General features: G+C 27.1%; 18 protein-coding genes and 1 pseudogene. 12 read left to right on the forward strand and 7 right to left on the reverse strand.

What is annotated here, in order from left to right; all coding sequences use genetic code 11:
* Positions 1 to 2: 2 nt before the first annotated feature.
* The 6 genes and pseudogenes from AACT_RS03560 to AACT_RS03585 form a co-directional block, all read right to left on the reverse strand.
* Complete coding sequence (locus AACT_RS03560; RefSeq protein WP_172125027.1) at positions 3 to 524, reverse strand: YceI family protein; 522 nt, start codon at positions 522 to 524, stop codon at positions 3 to 5.
* Positions 517 to 1,488: a hypothetical protein gene (locus tag AACT_RS03565; RefSeq protein ID WP_172125029.1), complete on the reverse strand. Its 972-nt coding sequence runs from the start codon at positions 1,486 to 1,488 to the stop codon at positions 517 to 519. The genes AACT_RS03560 and AACT_RS03565 overlap by 8 nt, the downstream gene beginning before the upstream one ends.
* Positions 1,476 to 3,059, reverse strand: a complete 1,584-nt coding sequence (locus AACT_RS03570; RefSeq protein WP_172125031.1) for a hypothetical protein — start codon at positions 3,057 to 3,059, stop codon at positions 1,476 to 1,478. The genes AACT_RS03565 and AACT_RS03570 overlap by 13 nt, the downstream gene beginning before the upstream one ends.
* Complete coding sequence (locus tag AACT_RS03575; RefSeq protein ID WP_172125033.1) at positions 3,043 to 3,666, reverse strand: ABC transporter ATP-binding protein; 624 nt, start codon at positions 3,664 to 3,666, stop codon at positions 3,043 to 3,045. Before AACT_RS03575 ends, AACT_RS03570 begins: the two co-directional genes overlap by 17 nt.
* A complete protein-coding gene (locus AACT_RS03580; protein ID WP_172125035.1) occupies positions 3,663 to 4,745 on the reverse strand; it encodes an ABC transporter permease in 1,083 nt (360 codons plus the stop codon). The genes AACT_RS03575 and AACT_RS03580 overlap by 4 nt, the downstream gene beginning before the upstream one ends.
* Positions 4,746 to 4,828: 83 nt before the next feature.
* Positions 4,829 to 6,261: pseudogene (locus AACT_RS03585) on the reverse strand (HD-GYP domain-containing protein).
* A 119-nt stretch (positions 6,262 to 6,380) separates the two neighbouring features.
* Between AACT_RS03585 and AACT_RS03590 the strand changes: the two are divergent.
* The 4 genes from AACT_RS03590 to AACT_RS03605 all read left to right on the forward strand — a co-directional run bounded on the left by AACT_RS03590 (position 6,381) and on the right by AACT_RS03605 (position 11,018).
* Positions 6,381 to 7,154, forward strand: coding sequence for an inositol monophosphatase family protein (locus tag AACT_RS03590; RefSeq protein ID WP_172125037.1), 774 nt, complete (start codon positions 6,381 to 6,383; stop codon positions 7,152 to 7,154).
* Between the two features lie 84 nt (positions 7,155 to 7,238).
* Positions 7,239 to 9,041 (forward strand): glutamine--fructose-6-phosphate transaminase (isomerizing), encoded by a 1,803-nt coding sequence (glmS, locus tag AACT_RS03595; protein WP_172125039.1) that lies wholly within the window; start codon positions 7,239 to 7,241, stop codon positions 9,039 to 9,041.
* A complete protein-coding gene (locus tag AACT_RS03600) occupies positions 9,041 to 10,813 on the forward strand; it encodes a Na/Pi cotransporter family protein (RefSeq protein ID WP_172125041.1) in 1,773 nt (590 codons plus the stop codon). The genes glmS and AACT_RS03600 overlap by 1 nt, the downstream gene beginning before the upstream one ends.
* On the forward strand, positions 10,791 to 11,018 hold the full coding sequence (locus AACT_RS03605) for a hypothetical protein (protein ID WP_172125043.1): 228 nt from the start codon (positions 10,791 to 10,793) through the stop codon (positions 11,016 to 11,018). The genes AACT_RS03600 and AACT_RS03605 overlap by 23 nt, the downstream gene beginning before the upstream one ends.
* 20 nt (positions 11,019 to 11,038) lie before the next feature.
* Here the strand turns inward: AACT_RS03605 and rarD are convergent, their stop codons facing one another.
* Entirely contained in the window at positions 11,039 to 11,941 is a 903-nt protein-coding gene (rarD, locus tag AACT_RS03610; RefSeq protein ID WP_172125045.1) for an EamA family transporter RarD, read from the reverse strand.
* 300 nt (positions 11,942 to 12,241) lie between these two features.
* On the opposite strand from rarD, the gene metK reads away from it, so the two are divergent.
* The 8 genes from metK to ftsH all read left to right on the forward strand — a co-directional run bounded on the left by metK (position 12,242) and on the right by ftsH (position 20,396).
* The gene (gene metK, locus AACT_RS03615) at positions 12,242 to 13,450 is read left to right on the forward strand and encodes a methionine adenosyltransferase (RefSeq protein ID WP_172128521.1); all 1,209 of its coding nucleotides are present in this window, start codon (positions 12,242 to 12,244) and stop codon (positions 13,448 to 13,450) included.
* Between the two features lie 20 nt (positions 13,451 to 13,470).
* Positions 13,471 to 14,337, forward strand: coding sequence for an acetyl-CoA carboxylase, carboxyltransferase subunit beta (gene accD, locus AACT_RS03620; RefSeq protein WP_172125047.1), 867 nt, complete (start codon positions 13,471 to 13,473; stop codon positions 14,335 to 14,337).
* Between the two features lie 5 nt (positions 14,338 to 14,342).
* Positions 14,343 to 14,951, forward strand: a complete 609-nt coding sequence (locus AACT_RS03625; RefSeq protein ID WP_172128523.1) for a thiamine phosphate synthase — start codon at positions 14,343 to 14,345, stop codon at positions 14,949 to 14,951.
* The gene (locus AACT_RS03630) at positions 14,944 to 15,402 is read left to right on the forward strand and encodes a 23S rRNA (pseudouridine(1915)-N(3))-methyltransferase RlmH (protein WP_172125049.1); all 459 of its coding nucleotides are present in this window, start codon (positions 14,944 to 14,946) and stop codon (positions 15,400 to 15,402) included. The genes AACT_RS03625 and AACT_RS03630 overlap by 8 nt, the downstream gene beginning before the upstream one ends.
* A 62-nt stretch (positions 15,403 to 15,464) precedes the next feature.
* Positions 15,465 to 16,478, forward strand: a complete 1,014-nt coding sequence (locus AACT_RS03635) for a hypothetical protein (protein ID WP_172125051.1) — start codon at positions 15,465 to 15,467, stop codon at positions 16,476 to 16,478.
* Positions 16,478 to 17,410: a tRNA dihydrouridine synthase gene (locus AACT_RS03640; RefSeq protein WP_172125053.1), complete on the forward strand. Its 933-nt coding sequence runs from the start codon at positions 16,478 to 16,480 to the stop codon at positions 17,408 to 17,410. The genes AACT_RS03635 and AACT_RS03640 overlap by 1 nt, the downstream gene beginning before the upstream one ends.
* Positions 17,411 to 17,502: 92 nt before the next feature.
* Positions 17,503 to 18,321, forward strand: a complete 819-nt coding sequence (locus AACT_RS03645; protein WP_172125055.1) for a 50S ribosomal protein L11 methyltransferase — start codon at positions 17,503 to 17,505, stop codon at positions 18,319 to 18,321.
* 2 nt (positions 18,322 to 18,323) lie between these two features.
* On the forward strand, positions 18,324 to 20,396 hold the full coding sequence (ftsH, locus tag AACT_RS03650) for an ATP-dependent zinc metalloprotease FtsH (protein ID WP_172125057.1): 2,073 nt from the start codon (positions 18,324 to 18,326) through the stop codon (positions 20,394 to 20,396).
* The last annotated feature ends 54 nt before the right edge of the window (positions 20,397 to 20,450 follow it).

A 20,450-nucleotide genomic window follows, 5' to 3' on the forward strand; every position in this document is an offset into this window, starting at 1 on the left:
TTTTACTTATTTAATTGAATATTATAAGAGATGTCAATTTGATTTCTAACTGTTAAAAAGAACATTGTAGGTGGTTCTAAATTAAAATCTGTGAGATTAAAAGAGAATCCACCCTTTAGTAAAATAGCATCTTTATTATTTATTATTTCACCATTTGTTGTGATATTTTTAGTAATACCATTTAATGTTAAATCTCCATTTATATAATAGCCATTTTCATTTTTTACAATACTTGAGATATCAAAAGAGATATTTTTGTATTTTTGGAAATTCAATAATTCATACATATTTGAATCCCTATCTCTTTTTTGGCTAATTAGTGTGATAGTATCAAAATAAATTTTACCTCTTATTGATTCTACTTCTTTTTGTATTGTTAAAAAAGTATTTATCTCTTTTGTACTTGGGTTAATTTGGCTATCACCAAAAACCTCAGTATGAGCTATAATTTCACCTTTTTTAATATTAAGACTTGAAGCAATTGCTGCTAGGCTTAAACATAATATTATTAATATTTTAGACATATGTTATCTCCTTATTTTTTGGTAAATATTCCCTAGTCATTATTTTAATTAGTGCAATTAATAAAACAATAGGCACAAATAAAATTAGGTTTTCTAAAGCTACAAAAAGTCCAGCACCTGATGCTATCCATCCTATAAACACCATATAAAAGGTAATAGTTTTAAAATCCTTTTTACTAATTGTTTGCAATATCACTACATTGTAATATGAAATAACAAAAGGATAGATAAGAGATAAAATAAATCCCTCTCTTAAAAAATAAAATAGATATGAAAGAGCAAAAAGTGTGATTATAAATAATTCTTTTTGATTTCTTTCTATTTTAAAATATAAAGCACAAACAACACCAATGATATGAAATAGGGCGATTTCAAGTGTAAAACCATCTCTCCAAATTGAAACTGAAATATCTCTTGATAGTGATTCAAAAAGTGCTGAGTCTAAAAATACCCACAAAACCATCAAAAATAAAGAGTGTTTTGAATCAATTGACGTTTTACTCACAAAATTTTGTGGTAAAAATCTTGATGCTATTAATACTATAAGAGTTAAAGTAATAGCTATAAATCCTCTTTGAGATACATCATAGTTAAACAAAAATGTTCCAGTTACATAAGAGATACAAAGTGCAAATCCAAGCTCTACTAAAGATGTTTTTTTAATCTCATTTATAATAAGTGGAGCTAAACTTCCAACAGCAATTCCTAAAATAAATAAAGTTAAGAAGTTATAGTGTGGATATATAAAACTCATTAATAATTGAAGAGTTAAAAATATAGAAATTTTATTAGTATTCTCAATTTTTATATATGAAACCAATAAGGTACCAATAATTCCTCCAATAGGAAGTGGTGCAATTAAAAATATATTTGAAGAAAAATATTCAACAATTCCTGTTTGTGCAATTAGTAAATAAAAACATAATTCACAAGCTATAAAAAGTATTAAAATTAATCTTTGCATAAGATCTCCTTCTTAGATGGTTTTTGATAAAAAAAGATTAAATAAGCAAATACAAATGCTAAGTCAAATAGACAAATAGCAAGTGCTTCCATACCTAATTTTTCCGAAGCATAAAGGGCAAAAAACATAGAACTAGCAAAGACTCTTATTATAACTGTTAAATTTGTTAAAATGATTTGACTCGATGGATTCTTTAAAGCCATATAGTGAATAATCCCTGTCATACATACAAATGTAAAAACAATATATTCATAAACTCCACTAAATGTAAAGCCGACAATAGGATAAATAAAACTAGCAAGTAGTATTAAAAATATTCCTCCTAAGCCATCACTTAAAATTCCAGTAATATTATAAAGCTGCATTTTTGAGTAAGATTTTTTTATTTTTATAAAAGCAAATATAAAAACAAGAGCAAAACATCCAAAAACAGTTCTAAAAATCCACATAGTATGGCTTGGAATATTTATGATTCCTGCTTGTGTAAATCCTGAAATACTTAAAACTATGAATATTCCTAAAAGTGCAAATAGGTATGCATTTAAATAAATATCTTTTTGAAGCTCTTTTATACTATTTATAAACATAGCAATAACCATAAAAAATACAGCAATTCCCATAGCCACATGAGCATGAGCTACTATTAAATCATTTCTATGAAATATCCATCTAATTTGGGGAATGAAGATAATATTCCCTTCAATATCCACAAATAAAAAAGCAAGAATTGAAATTAATAAAGCCTTTTTTGCATGTGCTGAGATATTACTATCTTTGAACCATCTATAAAGTAATGGAATATATAAAAGCGATAGATATTGTAAAAACCATTCTTGATTGTAAGATAGTGGTCCAATAATAATTCTATGTAATACAGAGCCAAAATAAAAGATTGTAGGAATTATCCAAAAGATATTCCAAGAAGCTTTGAATTCACCAATATTCAGTAGTTTAATTATTAGATAATAAATTGGAATTAAAGCTAAACTCATTCCAAGAGTATTATCTCCATGGGGACCTGATACTGTACTTTCAACTTGTCCAATAATTGGATTCATTAAAATTAATAGTGCAACTGGAGCAATAACTACAACTCGTAAACAAACTTTTATCCATAAAGGAAGGATTTTATAAAGTCTAATAAACTTATATAAAGCAATAATATAAAAAATACCAGCAAAGGCTAATAAAAAATTTAATTCATAGGCAAAATCATAAAAAGCTAAACCTCTGCTTTTTCCAAGGAGTAAAGAAAGAACCATAAATACTAAAAAAATATACCAAAAAATAGTATACAAGTTTAAAAATCTAAGCCCTTCCTTATCAACTCCTACTTCTTTGTTTATTAGTAAAAATGGCAAATATGAAAGCATCAAAGGAATAAAACCATAAAGCATCAAACTTATATGAATAGATCTCATATTTATAGGATTTAAAGTTTGTGAATCTATACTAAAGCCTAAAAGATTTATAGAATATAGTATTCCAAAAAAAAGTCCTAATGTAAAAAATGCAATAGATATTTTAAAATGTCTATTTATAAAATTATCAAAGTTATATAAGTTTTCCATCTTTTACCTCATAAGTTATATCAGTTTTTAAAGCTAAGTTTTTATCATGTGTTGCTACTATTATTGTTGTTCCTTTTTTTGCTAAAGTAGAAAAAAGTTCAAATACATTCAAAGAGTTTTTAGAATCTAAATTTCCAGTTGGTTCATCTGCAAAGATTACTTTTGGATTGTTAATCATAGCCCTTGCAATTGCAACTCTTTGTCTTTGTCCTCCTGAAATTTCATTTGGATATTTATCTATTAAATTTTCAATTCCTAAAAGCCTTAATAATTCAAAAATTTCTTCTTTACTTGCTTTTTCATTTGCAAGATTTATGTTCTCTTTTACACTTAGATAATTTATTAGATAATGAAATTGGAAAATAAATCCAATATTTTCACGTCTAAAATTATCTATATTTTTTATGTTTTTATAATTAGTATCTTCATAAACTACCTCTCCACTACTAGGTTTAAGCAATGTTGATAAAACAGATAAAAGTGTAGATTTACCACTTCCACTCTCACCAATGATTGAAACAAATTGAGCTTTTTTTATCTCTAAATTAATATCTTTAAGAGCTAAATCTTTATTATAATAGTGACTTAGATTTGTTACTTTTATCATATTTTATTTCCTTGAATTAATTCAACTGGATCTGTTTTAGAAGCATTTAGTGCGGGAATTATTGAGCCTATTATTGCCATGAAAATTGATGCTACAAAAATATAAAATGCTAATTCATTTGAAATCTCACCATTTACATAACCTTGTAAAGATGAAGCATTTTTTATAAAATATAAAACTATATGTGAGATAATAAAAGCACTAATAAAACTAAAAACTCCTAATATAAAACTTTCAATCATAATTGAATATACGATTTTAGAAGTGCTAATTCCCAAAGCTCTTTTAATTCCAAATTCACTTTTTCTTTGGTTTATTGTAATACTCATTAAACTTGTAATGCCTAATAATCCCATACAAAAAGCAATCAGTGAAATAATATTTGATGAGGTTTTAATGATTTTAAATTGATTATAGTTATCTACGAAATTTTGAGTTGTTTTTGCATCAATTTGAGTATCTAGTTTTTTGATTTCTTTTATAACACTTTCAAGATTTGAATTTAAATTTGTATTTACCATAATCATTGAAGCTGATTTATTGAATATCTCTGCTGCATGTGTGATAGGCAAAACAACTCCACCATTTTCAAAACCAATTTCACTTTTGAAAACTCCTGATATTTTAAAACTTTTATTTGCTATTTGAATTTCATTTTTATTAGTTAGTTGCTCAAATATAGATTTCCCAACAATCACTTCATTTTGTTTAGGATAGTTTCCAAGTTCTAATTTGTAGTTTTTAAATCTATTTTGGCTTGCTCCATAAATTGCAACAATTGGAAGTTTTTCAACAGGACTTGCTCCCACAATTAAGGCTGATGATTCAATAACATCTGGGATTTTATTTATCTTTTGGATTAAATTTATATTTACATTTGAGAAAAAAGTATCTGATATATTTGATTGAGTGATAATAATATCTCCATCACTTTTTAGCATTGATGAGTACATACTAATTATTCCATTTGAAATAGAGCTAATTAAAAATATAGATATTATCGAAAAAATAAGGCTTAGATAAATAAGGATTGTTTTTAATTTATTGGCAAATAGTGCTTTTAGGGCAAATGGAATCAAAGATTATCCTTTATTTTTTGAAAGTTTAATCTTTGAATATGAATCTTTAATGAATTACATATGAACTTTTATTCATATTTACTTTAGATGTCTTTAAATTTTTCTCGTATAACTTTTATTTCTTCTATGTTTTCAAAAAATACATCAATAATTTTAGGGTCAAAATGCTCACCTTTTTCGCTATTAAATAGTTCAAATATCTTTTCATCTTCCCAAGCTTTTTTATAAACTCGATCACTTCCTAAAGCATCAAAAACATCTGCAACTGCAGTGATTCTGGCAAAATATGAATTTCTTCACCTCTTAAACCTTTTGGATATCCTTTTGCATTGTATTTTTCATGATGTTCTCTTGCAACAATTGCAGCTGCTTGTAAAATTGGTTTTGTTGAGTGTTTTAACATCTCATAACCTAGTTGTGCATGGGTCTTCATAATCTCAAATTCTTCAAAGGTATGTTTTCCTGGTTTATTTAAAATATTATCAGGAATACCAACTTTCCCAATATCATGCATCGGGCTTGCTAGTTTTAACATTTCAGCTGTTTGTTCATCTAATCCTAATTTTAAAGCAAGAAGTTTTGAATACTCAGCAACTCTTTTTACATGATTTCCTGTTTCTTTACTTCTTGTTTCTGCAATTTCACCCATGGTATAGATGATTTCTTTTTGGGTATTTATAATCTCATCGCTTAACGATTCAATTTTATTTATTCCATCTTTTATAGATCCAGACATATTTCTCATAGCATATGATATTTCACCAAGTTCATCAGCTCTATTGATTATAGATGTGTTTTCATACTCACCTTTTTTAATATTTCCGATATTATTTATAATAATTTTTGTATCTTCTTTTAATATTTTTCCAAACGTTATTGCTAAAATTACTGCTGAAATAATCATTAATAGACCTATATAAAATACTTCTAATGTAACTTGAATATCAATAACCTTATCATGGTTATATCTTCCAATAATTAGTAATATTGTTATAATTGGTGTGATTGTAAAAATTAAAAAAGTTTCTAAAATTCTTTGAGAAATTTTTTCATTAAAAATTGTAAAAACTTTATTTCTTGAAAGTTCTTTATATCTTTTTTCAAAAATTATATATTCAAGTTGAGCTAAGATTCCAGCTCCAAGTGTTAAATAACTTGAAAATATTCTAAAATGACTTGACATTGGAAAATCAGGATATAAAACAGAATGAAGAATAAAAGCTGAAATTCCAGCCATAATCCAAGAAATAATACTTAAAAAATAAGCTTGTCTGGGAATTGATAATTTTTTCTTTGACTCTTTAAAAAAGCTATATAAAAACTCTCTATATACTAGTTGTAAAAGAAAAACTATAAATAGATTTCTAAATAATTTATCATGCTGTAAACCATCAATAAAAGGACAAACATTAGTACAAAAAGTTTGTAAAAAAATAATAGAACAAAATGATAATAAATAAATCCAAATTCTTGTTTTAAAATCGAAGAGATCTTTAATATTTATATTGTTTTGCAAGGCTAAACTCCAAAGAAATAATTATATTTTATCTAGTTATTGTTCATTTTTTATTAATTAATTATTAAAAGTTTTAAAAATCTTAGATAGAATACTAAAAAATTAAAAAAAGTGAACATATGAAAAAAGAATTAATAAAAATAATAAAAGAAGCAGGTGAAATCTTAAAAGAGGGATATTACACAAAAAAAGATATAACTTTTAAAGCAAAAAAAGATTTAGTAACACAGTATGATGTAGCTGTTGAGAATTTTTTAAAAAAGAAATTTTCAAAAAAATTCAAAGATTTTAATCTAATAGCAGAAGAATCAGACAATGCAAATGTAGAGTTTAATAATTCAATAATAATAGATCCAATAGATGGAACAACAAACTTTGTAAATGGTGTTCCTCATACTGCTATTTCAGTTGGTGTTTATAAAAATAAAAAACCATATTTAGCAGTTGTTTATAATCCAATTTTAGATGAGTTATACACAGCAAAAATAGGTAAGGGTGCTTATTTAAATGGTAAAAAATTAAAAGTAAGTAATGAAAATGATTTTCAAAAATCACTTCTAGCTACTGGTTTTCCATATACTAGCAATACAAATGAAGATGATTTGAATGATGTTTTAAAAAAAATCAAGCTTATTTTACCTCTTTGTCAAGATTTAAGAAGATTAGGTGCGGCTTCACTTGACTTATGTTATATAGCAAAGGGAACTTTTGAAGGGTATTATGAAATGAATCTAAAAGCTTGGGATGTTAGTGCTGGAATTTTAATACTAACAGAAGCAGGTGGCGTGGTATCAAATATAAATGGAGATGAATATACACTATTTGAAGACAAGTATCTTGTAGCCTCAAATGGTAAAATTCATAAAAAGTTTATAAAAAATTTAAATAAATAAAATAACAAAAAATGTTAAAAGCAGTTATTTAGTAATTGTTAAATATAATATTTATACTTAAAAATTGAAAAAAAGGTATGTCATATGTGTGGAATTGTTGGTTATATTGGGAAAAATGATACTACGAAGATATTATTAGATGGATTAAAAGAGTTAGAGTACAGAGGTTATGATAGTGCTGGAATTGCTGTTTTAAAAAAAGATAAAATTGAAGTATTTAAAGCTTTAGGAAAATTAGTAAATCTTGAAGAAAAAGTAAATGAATTTGCATCTGGTGATTATGAATTAGGAATAGGTCATACAAGATGGGCAACTCATGGTAAACCAACAGAATTAAATGCACATCCACATTTAGGTGAGTATTCTTATGTTGTTCATAATGGAATTATTGAAAATTATAAAGAACTAAAAGAAGAATTAACTTTAAAAGGTCATAAATTTGTATCTCAAACAGATACGGAAGTTATTGTTCACCTATTTGAAAATTTTTATAATATTTCAAATGACACTACACAAGCTTTCAAAAGTACAATTTCAAGATTAGAAGGTGCCTTTTCAATTCTTTTAATCACAAAATCAGATCCTACAAAAGTATTTTTCTTTAAACATGGAAGCCCATTAATCGTTGCAAAGGGAAATGAAGAAAAAGAAGTTTTATTTGCTTCATCTGATGCCCCTTTAATTGGTTTAGCTTCTAGTGTTGTTTACTTAGAAGATGGAGTTGGTGGAATTGCTACTTCAGATAATATAGAGTTTTTTAATGATAATTATTCATGGTCAACACTTCCTTCTTCAAAACAATTTGCACAAAAAGATGGATTTAGATTCTTTATGGAAAAAGAAATTTATGAACAAAGTGTAGTTGTTAGTGATTGTATGCTTGGAAGAATAAAAGATAATGAAATCTTATTTGATGAGATTGATTCTTCAATTATGGATGGAATTAGAGAAATTAAAATATGTGCTTGTGGAACTTCATACCATGCAGGATTAACAGCTTCATATTTATTTGAAAGACTTTCAAAAGTTAAATGTAGTATTGAAGTTGCAAGTGAGTTTAGATATAAAGAACCTATTTTATCAAAAGACACTTTGTTTATCGTAATTTCTCAAAGTGGTGAAACAGCTGATACTTTAGAAGCATTAAAAATGGCAAAAGCAGCAGGTCTTAAAACTTTAGTGGTTTGTAATGTTGATAACTCTTCAATGACAAGAACAGCTGATTATACAATTTTAACACGTGCAGGAATTGAAAAAGGGGTTGCTTCTACAAAAGCATTTTCAACACAAACAGTAGTACTTTGGATGTTATCTTTATATTTTGCAAAAGTAAAAAATGTAATTTCATCTGAAGTTTTACAAAAAGAATTGCATACTTTAAGAGAAGTTCCAAAGTCACTTTGCATTAGCGATAAAATTCATGAAAAAACAAAAAGATTATCAAAAAGATATTTACATGGACATGGATTTTTCTTTATAGGAAGAGATGTATTTTTCCCACTTGCCCTTGAAGGTGCTTTAAAATTAAAAGAGATTTCATATTTACATGCAGAAGGTTATCCAGCAGGTGAAATGAAACATGGACCAATTGCTTTAGCAGATCCAGAATTATTTACAATTGCATTAATGCCACAAAATTTACTTTATGATAAAATTAAATCAAATGTAGAAGAGTTAAGTGCTCGAGATAGTACTATTTGTGCAATATCACCACTTGATTTTGATTTGGCAGATGATTTTATAAAAATAAATAAATGTGATCATTATATGTTAGAATTTTTTGAAATGCTAGTTGTTGTACAACTTTTCTCAATGGAAATTTCAGTAAGACTTGGAAATGATGTTGATATGCCAAGGAACCTTGCAAAATCAGTAACAGTTGAATAATGAAAAAATATCTTTCATATATATTATTAATATTATTAGGATATTTATTATATGTAAATGAAGATTCAAAATATATAGTTGCAGGTGTTGGAATCTTCATAATTGGCATGCATTTTATGGAAGACGGATTTAAGCTTTTTTCAGGAGGAATCCTAGAAAAGCTTATTTCTAAAAGTACCAATACTGTTTTTAAATCAGTTGGTCTAGGAATAACAGCCACTGCAATTCTTCAAAGTTCTTCTTTAATAGCTATCATCGTAATCTCTTTTTTATCAGCAAAAATCATCTCACTAGCAGGTGCTTTGGGTGTTGTTTTTGGATCAGCAGTTGGAACAACAGCAACTACTTGGATTGTTTCTACTTTAGGTGTTAAAATTAATATTGCTGCTTTTTCACTTCCTATGATTATATTTGGCGTAATTTTTAGGTTTTATAAACAAAAAAATCTTCAAGGAATTGGAAATATTTTATTAGGTTTAGGATTTGTTTTTCTTGGTATTGGATATATGAAAGATGGGTTTGAAGATCTAAAAAGTGGAATTGATTTAGCGCAATTTTCAGTAGATGGATATTTAGGAATTATTCTTTATGCTTTTATTGGAGCAATTGCTACTGTTATTATTCAATCAAGTAGTGCTACTTTAGCACTTACTATTACAGCACTTGCAACTGGACAAATTATATATTTAAATGCAATGGCAATAGCAGTTGGAGCAAATATAGGAACAGCAACAACAGCTGCTATGGGGGCGATGGTTTCAAATGCAAATAGTAAAAGAATGGCTGTTGGATTGTTTATATTCAAAGGTGTAACAGCTGTTATTACTTTGAGTTTTTTATATTTTATTGTTGATTTTGTTGATTATTTATCAGATGCATTTGGAATAGCACCTGATGATTGGGCTATGAAACTAGCAGTTTTTCATACATTTTTTAATCTAGCAGGTTTAATAATATTTTCATTTTTTATACCAAGATTAGTTATATTCCTGAAAAAGTTATTTGTTGAAGATGTTGAATCATATATTCAAAAACCAAAATATTTAGATTTAGCAGTTGCTGCTGTACCTTCAGTGGCTTTAGAAGCAACAAAAAAAGAAACTATTCACTTATATGATAATGCAAGTGAAGTTTTAAGTCATGCAATTATGCTTCATAGACATAGATATTTAGGTAAAAGTGATATTTCTTCAGTTGTAAAAGAATCAACAGATATTATTGAATTAAATATAGATGATTTTTATCAAACAAGAATCAAATCACTTTATAGTGATATTATTGATTATTCAACTATTTTTATTAATGGATTAGAAGCTGATAAAAAAAACTATTTATATGAATTAAGAACAGCTTGTAGAGATATTGCAGAAGCTGTAAAAAATACAAAAGAATTACAACAAAACATCTCAAGATATCTATTAAGTAATAATGATTACATTAAAAATGAATATAATTATATTAGAGAAGCTATTGCTAAAACCATTAATACAATTAATGAAATTAAAACCAGTAAAGATGAATTAGATGTTTTATCTAAAGCTGAGTTACTAAAAGAGTATTTAAAAAGTTTAGATGTTATAGCAACTGGTAGAATTGATATTTTGATTAGAGAAAAAAGAATAGATAAAAAAATGGCAACTACTTTATTAAATGATAGTTCACACGCTTACAATGTAATCAATAAGTTAATAAATGTAGCTAAAATATTGTGGATTGAAGATTTTACTATAAAAAAATTAGGAGAAGATTATGAAGCTGGAAAAAATCTATGAAAAAATTAAAAAATATTTAGAGTTAATTGAAGAAGAGGATATTGAAAAGAAAAAAGTTGATAAACTTAATGAAAAAATAGAAGACAAAATTTCTAAAATTAAAGAGAAAATAAAATCTTCTGATAATATTGAAGAAGAAAATAGATTAAGAGAAGAAATAGGAATTTTAAAAGAATTCAAAAAACAACTAAAAGAAAAAAAGTAGTAAAAAATTAAAATCTTATACTAGCTCTTAGATATTTTTTTCTTATTTTGCTGTTTTGTATTAATTGAATCTAATGAAAAAATTAATAATGCAATCCAAATAAGTGAAAATGTAATTAGTTTATCAAAATTTAACTCTTCATTGTAAATAAATATTGCTACAAAAAAAGAACAACTTGGACCTATATATTGGAAAAATCCTAAAGTTGATAATCTCATTCTAGTTGCTGCTCCATTAAATAAAAGTAAAGGGACAATTGTGATTAATCCTCCTAAACTTAACATTAAATCAATATTCATACTAGAATGTAAAAATGAAATTTTATTTGTAGAAATCAAATAATAAATTCCAATTAATGCAAAAGGCATTAAAATTAAAGTTTCAATAAATAAGCCAACAATAGAACCCACATTTATTTTTTTTCTAATCATTCCATAAAAAGCAAAACTTAAAGCAAGAGTTAGGGAAACCAAAGGAATAGTTCCCAATGTAAATATTTGATAAAGAACTGCAATAAAAGCAATAGAAATTGCAACATATTGATACTTTGTCATTCTCTCAGAAAAGAATAAATACCCTAAAAGCACACTTACTAATGGATTGATATAATATCCTAGTGAAGTTTCTATTATTTTATTATTTGCAACTGCCCAAATAAAAACTAACCAATTAATTGATATAAAAAAAGTAGAAATGGCTAAATATTTAATTTTTTTTGAATCTTTAATAATTGTTTTTAAAACATTAATTTGTTTTGTTATATATAATAGTGGAATAAGTAATAAAAATGACCAAAAAATTCTATGTATTAAAACCTCTATTGGCTCAACACTAGCCACTTGTTTAAAGTAAATAGGAGCAATTGCACCCCAAATAAAAAATGCTAATATTGCATAAATTTGTCCTAATTTTTCGTTATTCAATATAAAGTCCTATAATTTATAATATATTTAAAAAAAGATATTAGCTAAGAATTAAATTTAAATCTAGAATAAAATTGCCTATTATAAAAATTAATTATTTATTAAAAAAACAAGATAAAAAAAGTAAATAACAGCAATATTTAGTTAATATAACACACTTTTTGTCTTTAATGGCAAAATGAATTCTTTAAATTTTTATTTTAACTTTCTTAACAAACTATAGAAAACAAAAAAATGGAAAACAAAAGATGGAAAACAACTCAAGATTATTCTTGTGGAAAACAAAGGATGGAAAACAAAATGGAAAAACAAACACAATATTTATTTACAAGTGAAGTAGTAAGCCCAGGACACCCTGATAAGTGTGCTGATATTATTGCAGATTCAATAGTTGACAGATTAATTATTGCAGATAAAAACAGCAGAGTTGCATCTGAAGTTTTTGTAGCAGGGAAACATGTTGTAATTGGTGGAGAAGTTAAATCAACTTGTCAATTATCAAATGAAGACTATGAGAAAATAGTAAAAGATGCCTTATCAAAAATAGGTTATGATGGAAAATCAGCTTTTACAAAAGAACAATGCCTACACCCAGATGATATAAAAGTTCAAGTATTATTAAATCAACAATCTCCTGATATTTCTCAGGGAGTTGATCAATCAACTGGAGATATAGGTGCAGGTGATCAAGGAATTATGTTCGGTTTTGCTTCAAGCGAAACAGCAGATTTAATGCCAGCTGCTATTACTTATGCTAGAATGTTATGTGATAAAGTGTATAATTACGCATTGAATCATAACCAAAAACTAGGAGTTGATATTAAAACTCAAGTTACTGTTGATTATGGAACAAAAGAGAATTTTGAGAATTGTAAACCTCAAAAAATTCACACTATTGTAGTTAGTGCACCTTCTGTTGAAGGTATGGGAATAGGTGAAGTGCGAGAATTAATTCAAGGTTTAATTGATGATTCAGGACTACCAACTTCTATGTATGATAAAAAAAGTACAATTATTCATATTAACCCAACAGGAAGATATGTTTCTCACTCATCATTACATGATAGTGGATTAACAGGAAGAAAATTAATCGTTGATTCATTTGGTGGATATTCACCAATTGGTGGTGGAGCTCAAAGTTCTAAAGACTATACAAAAGTAGATAGATCTGGATTATATGCAGCTCGTTGGATTGCAAAACATATAGTAGCAGCTGGACTTGCTAAAAAAGCAACAGTTCAAATTTCTTATGCAATTGGTGTAGCAAGACCTACATCTGTATCTGTAGATACTATGGGAACTTATACAAAATTTGATGATGATAAATTATCTGATTTTGTAATGAACACTTTCCCATTAACTCCAAGATGGATTACAGAGAAATTTAAATTAGATAGTCCAAGCGAAAAAACATTTTTGTATGCAGATGTAGCAGCTAGAGGTCAAGTTGGTCAAAGTGACTATCCGTGGGAAAAACTTGACGAATTAGAAAAATTTGATAATATTTAAATATAGATTAAAGGATTAAAATGGATTTAAGAAACCTATTTAGCAAAATATCTTTTGATAGTAATTCAAAAGAACAACCAACAAAAAAAGATGCACCAAGTCACTGGGTAAAATGTCCAGAATGTAATGCATTAATGTTTTTTAAAGAGGTAGAAAATCAAGATAATATTTGTCCAAAATGTAATTTTCATATGAGAATTGGGGCAAAAAGAAGAATTGAAATTTTAACCGATAAAGATAGCTTTGTTGAATTTGATGTAGAGTTAAAACCAAATGACCCTTTAAAATTTGTTGATAAAACTTCTTATAAAAAAAGAGTAGAAGAAGCACTTAAAACAACAGGAAGAACATCTTCTGTTGTAAGTGGAGAAGCTACGATAAATCAAATTCCAGTTCAAATGGTAGTATTTGATTTCTCATTTATGGGAGGAAGTTTAGGTTCTGTTGAAGGTGAAAAAATTGTAAGAGCTGTAAATCGAGCTATTGAAAAGCATCAAGGTCTTATAATCGTTTCAGCTTCAGGAGGTGCAAGGATGCAAGAGTCTACATTTGCTTTAATGCAAATGGCTAAAACATCAGCTGCACTTAAAAGATTAGATCATGCAAAACTACCATATATTTCAATTTTAACAGATCCTACTATGGGAGGAGTTTCTGCTTCTTTTGCATTTTTAGGTGATATTATTATGGCAGAGCCAGGTGCATTAATTGGATTTGCAGGTCAAAGAGTTATTAAGCAAACTATTGGAGCTGATTTACCAGCAGGATTCCAAAGAGCTGAATTTCTACTTGAAAAAGGTTCTATTGATATGGTTGTTAATAGAGCTGCAATGAAACAAACATTAACAGATTTATTAAGTATGTTTCAAAAAGAAAAAATTTCTTAATATTGATGTTAAGTAATTTTGAAAAAGCTTTGGGTTTTAAACTCGAAGCTTTTAACTATCTATATGTTTTATGTGATTATGAAACACTTCTTAAAAAAAATATATCTTTAGAAAAATTTGTGAATTTATGTAAAAAAAATGATGTAAAAGTTATTCAATACAGGGATAAAGTTTCTTCTTTAGAAGAGCAAAAAATAAACTTATTATATTTAAAATCAGAATTAAATATTCCAATAATAATAAATGATAAAATAGAATTAATTGAATATGCAGATGGTTTACATTTAGGTCAAGAAGATTTTTTGAAAATTCATAAAGATAAAAAATTAGCAATAAAATTAATTAGATTAAAAATAAAAGATAAACTTCTTGGACTTTCAACACACAATGAATTGGAAATTTTAGAAGCTAATGAATTGGCTTTAGATATGATTGGCTTAGGTGCTTATAAAAATACAAGTACGAAAAATGTATCTACAATTTTAGGTTCTAAAATTTCATATTTAGCAAAAATCTCAAAACATCCAGTTTGCGCAATTGGTGGAGTTCAAATAAAAGATAATATTGAAAATATTAGATTTAATGTTGTAGGGAATGCTTTTTATAATGAGTAAAATAAATATCTATTCAATAATAAAACCATCAAAAGATGAATTTGATGTTTTAATAAAAGAGTTTATTAAAATGTCTTCGAAATATGCAAAAGTAGAAGTTTTTTATATTTTTAATAAAAATATAGCAAAAGCACAAACAATAGGTGAAAAAGAATCACAACAAGCATATAGTGATACTTATGAACCTTTATTAAAAGGTTATAATATTGCCCTTGATGTATTAGGAAAAAAGCTTGATACTTATGCTTTTTCATCATTGATTGATAATAAAAATGAAGTTAATTTCTTCATTGGTGGTGCATTTGGATTTCAAAGAGAGTTTTTAAATAAATGTGATAATGTTATATCACTTAGTGATTTAACAATGGCTCATAAAGTTGCTAATGTAGTTTTATGTGAACAAATATTTAGAGCACTTTGCATTCAAAATAATCATCCATATCATAAGTAATTTATTATATTTTTTGTATAATGAAAATATAAATAAAAGTTAGTTAAAAAAAAGGAAAGAAAATGGGTTTTAAGAAATATGTTATTTTCTCAATAATTTTAATTATTGTAGTGTTTGGCTATGTGCATAGTCTAGAATTAGGTGATTATAATATTACAATACTTACTTATTCTCTTAGTTTGCCTGTGGCTGTTTGGATAGCTCTACCTCTAGCATTACTAGCTCTTGCTACTTACGTACACCTATTATTTTATGGGACATGTAGTTTCTTTAATTCAAGAGGGATTAATAAAGATCATGAAACAATGATTAATTTTATTAAATCTAATTTATTAGAAAAACCAGCTACAAGTAAATTTAAAACAAAAGATTTTAAAAATTTATATTCAATTCTTTCTCAATTAAAATTCAATGTGACTGACGATAGATTTACATCATCAGATGAAGAATTAAATAAAATTGTTGGTAATATTCAAGATATTAGAGATGGAAAATTTGTAAATGACAAATCATTTAAAATAAATGAAACTACACCTTTAGCAAATTTAAATATGTTAAATAAAGTAAATGAGCAAATTGATTTTGCAGTTGATGTTCTAAAAAAACCTGAAAACTTCTCTTCAAATGTAGTAAGACAATCTTTTGAAAATGTATTAAAAGAAAAAAGTATGACTACTGTTAAAAAGCTTTATAAAAACATAAAATTAGATAAAGAATTAGCAACAAAACTTTTTGAAAAAGATGCTGCTAATAATGAATTTGGATTTACACCTGATGAAATAATAAAAATTGTAAAAGATTTAGATTATAAAAAAGATGATTATTTAGCACTTGCAAAAAATTATGAAACAATTTTACAACCAGACCAAATAATTTCATTATTTGAAAAATTATCAGCTGAGTTAGAAGAAGCAACAGCTGCTTATTTACATGTTTTATGTGAGTATGAAATGATTGATAAAGTAAGAGAAATAATTTCTGCAACACCTGATAATGAATATACAGCATTTAAAGCTCTTTTAGATTTAAAAGAAGCTGGTAAATATTATAACTTAGAAGCGATATCTTATAAATAATGAATAAAAAACTTGACTTTAGCCGACCCCTTATGGTGTTGGCTCCCCTTGCTGGATATACTGATTTACCTTTTAGATCAGTGGTTAAAAAATTTGGCGCAGATTTAACTATTTCTGAGATGATTTCATCAAATGCATTAGTTTACAAATCTGCTCGAACACTTAAAATGATAGAAAAATCTCCAAGCGAAGATCCATATTTTGTACAAATAGCTGGAAATAGTGTTGAGTTAGTTCGTGATGCTGTTTTACTTTTAAATGAAGTTGAAGGTATTGATGGAATTGATTTAAACTGTGGATGTCCTGCGCCTAAAGTATTTAATCATGGAAGTGGATCAAACCTTTTAGGTGATTTAAAAAAATTAGAAGAGATTCTTTCAACTGTAAAAAAATACTCTAAAAAACAATATACATCAGCAAAAGTTAGAATTGGTGTAAATGATAAAATTCCAGTTGATATTGGAAAAGCTGTTGAAGCTTGCGGTGTGGATTTTGTATCAGTTCATGGAAGAACACGAGCTGGAAAATATAAAGCTCCTGTTGACTATGATGCCATTAAAGCTATGAAAGAAGCTATTTCGATTCCTGTTATTGCAAATGGTGATATTAAAGATTATGATAAAGCTAAAGAAGTATTAAAATATACCAATGCAGATGGAGTTATGATAGGTCGTGGAGCTATTGGAAAACCATGGGTATTTTATCAATTAAAACACGGAGTTGATAATATTTCAGAGGAAATGAAAAAAGAGATAATTTTAGAACATTTTGACGCAATGTTGAAATTTCATGGTCCCCATGGTGCTATAATGTTTAGAAAATTATTACACTCTTACTCAAAAGGTTATACAGGAGCTAACGAATTTAGGGATATTGTAAACAAAATCTCTGATATTGATGTTATGCGAGATATAATAGACAACTTTTTTTAAGCTTTTTTAATATGATTCAAAAGTTATTTGGATAAAATATTACACTTTATAAAATAAAGAAATTATAAACGATTTTTTAATAAGGGAAATATTTGTCTAAATATTATTTTGAATTAACTCTCAAACCAGAAAATGACTATGAACTTTTTTTAGATTTAATTGATTCTTTAACTACGGATGCACTTGAAGAAGATAACGGTGCTATAATTATTCGAAGTGAAGATGAACTTGGTGATTTAAAATTTGGAATAGAAGAATTTGCTAAAACACTTTCTATTAACTGTAAAATTACTTATGAAAAAAAAGAAAATATTGATTGGATAAAACAGTATCAAGAATCTGTTAAATCTGTAGAAATTGGAAATTTTTTTATAAGACCATCTTGGGAAGAAAAAAAAGAAGGAAAAATTGATATTATAATTAATCCAGCTTTATCTTTTGGTTCAGGTCATCATGAAACTACATCATCTTGTGTTGAAGCTATTGATGAATATGTAAAAGAAAAGCAAACAGTTTTAGATGTGGGAACAGGAAGTGGAATTTTAGCAATTGCAGCTTCCAAAAAAGGTTGTGTTGTTGATATTTGTGATACAGATGAAGTTTGTGTTGTGGATACAAAATCAAATTTCCAATTAAATGGTGTGACATTTAACGACTCATGGATTGGTTCAACAAATAAAGTAACAAAAAAATATGATGTAGTAATTGCAAACATTGTTGCAGATGTTTTAGTTATGATTGCTAGTGATTTAAAAAAATGTATGAATGATAATGGATTATTAATAATCTCAGGAATTTTAGATAAACATATCAATAGAGTATTAAATAAATTTAAAGATTTAGAAGAGGTAAAACTTATTCATAAAAATGAATGGGTAACTGTGATATTTAAAAAAAATAAGGAGTCTTAGTTATGGCTAAAAAACAAAATAATAACAACTTTAACAAAAATAATAGCAATAACAACAGTAATGGGAATAACAATAACAATAATGGAAACAATAATTTTTTCAATAATAATCCATTAATGATTTTTGTAATTTTTTCAATTGTTACTATTTTTGCATTTAAAGCAATTTTTCCAGAAGATCAAATGGGAAGTGCAACAAATTCAAATATGCAAGCTTATGGGCAAACTCAAAACAAAACAATTGCATATTCAGATTTAAAAAAATTAATTAGTTCTGGAAAAATAGAATATGTAGGAATTGGAAATACTCAAATTAGAGCTGTTTCTAAAATGGGATCAGGTCAAGCAACAACATATACTGCAAGACGTGTAATTCCTGATGAAACATTAATAAGTGCTTTAGAAGAAAATGGTATCAATTATGGTGGAATTAATGAAGAAAATATCTTAGCTGATATTTTATTTGGTTGGGTTTTACCTATTTTTATTTTCTTTGCTATTTGGATGTTTATTGCAAAAAGAATGCAAAAATCTATGGGTGGAGGTTCAGGTGGAATCTTAGGAATTGGTTCATCTAAAAAGATGATAAATTCTGAGAAACCAAATGTAACTTTTGATGATATGGCTGGAAATAAAGAAGCTAAAGAAGAAGTTCAAGAAATAGTTGACTTCCTAAAATCACCTGATAGATATGTAAGACTTGGAGCTCAAATTCCAAAAGGTGTTCTTTTAGTAGGACCTCCAGGTACAGGTAAAACTTTACTTGCAAAAGCAGTTGCTGGTGAAGCAAATGTTGAGTTCTTATCTGTTTCAGGTTCTGCATTTATTGAAATGTTTGTTGGAGTTGGAGCTTCTAGGGTTAGAGATTTATTTGAACAAGCTAAAAAAGTTGCACCTGCTATTATCTTTATAGATGAAATTGATGCAATTGGTAAAAGTAGAGCAAGTGGTGGTCCAATGGGTGGAAATGATGAGAGAGAACAAACATTAAATCAGTTACTTGCAGAAATGGATGGATTTTCAACTGAACATGCACCTGTTATTGTACTAGCTGCAACTAATAGACCTGAAGTTCTAGATCCAGCACTTTTAAGACCAGGAAGATTTGATAGACAAGTTTTAGTTGATAAACCAGATTTCGAAGGTAGAGTTGAAATCTTAAATGTTCATATTAAAGAAGTAAAATTAGGCAAAAATGTTGATTTAAGAGAAATCGCAAAAATGACAGCAGGACTTGCTGGAGCTGATTTAGCAAATATCATTAATGAAGCGGCACTTCTTGCAGGGCGAGCTTCAAAAGATCAAGTAGATCCAAGTGATTTTAAAGAAGCTGTTGAAAGACAAATTGCTGGTTTAGAGAAAAAATCTAAAAGAATTTCTCCAAAAGAAAGAAAAATTGTAGCTTACCATGAATCTGGACATGCTTTAATTGCTGAAATCACAAAAGGTGCTAATAAAGTAAATAAAGTATCAATAGTTCCAAGAGGATTAGCAGCTTTAGGATATACATTAAATACTCCAGAAGAAAACAAATACTTAATGCAAAAACATGAGTTAATAGCTGAAGTTGATGTATTACTAGGTGGTCGTGCTGCTGAAGAAGTATTTATTGGTGAAATTAGTACAGGTGCTGGAAATGACCTTGAAAGAGCAACTGGAATTATCAAATCTATGGCTACTGTTTATGGTATGAGTGATATTGCTGGACTTATGGTTTTAGAAAAAAGATCTAATCAATTTCTTGGTGGTCAAACACAAAAAGACTTCTCAGATGCAATGGCTAAAGATTTAGATGATCATACTAAAAAACTTTTAAATGAAAGATATGAAATAGTTCTTCAAGAATTAAGAGATAATAGTGCTGCTATTGAGCAAATGACTGCTGAACTATTAGATATTGAAGTAATTTCAGGTGAAAGAGTTAGAGAAATTATCAAAGAAAATGGTGGAACTGTTTTTGAAGATGGTGACTTACATACTGATGCAATAGTGAGTGACGATAAAGTTAAAACAAAAACTGAAGAAACTCAAGAGCCAAAAATAGAAACACAAGAAGAAAAAAAAGACAATGAATAAGAGAAAATAGAAATATTTTCTCTTGGAAAAAAACAAAACTCTTGACAAATCCCC

Origin of the sequence: Arcobacter acticola (genome assembly GCF_013177675.1) — a bacterium.
Lineage (GTDB): Bacteria > Campylobacterota > Campylobacteria > Campylobacterales > Arcobacteraceae > Aliarcobacter > Aliarcobacter acticola.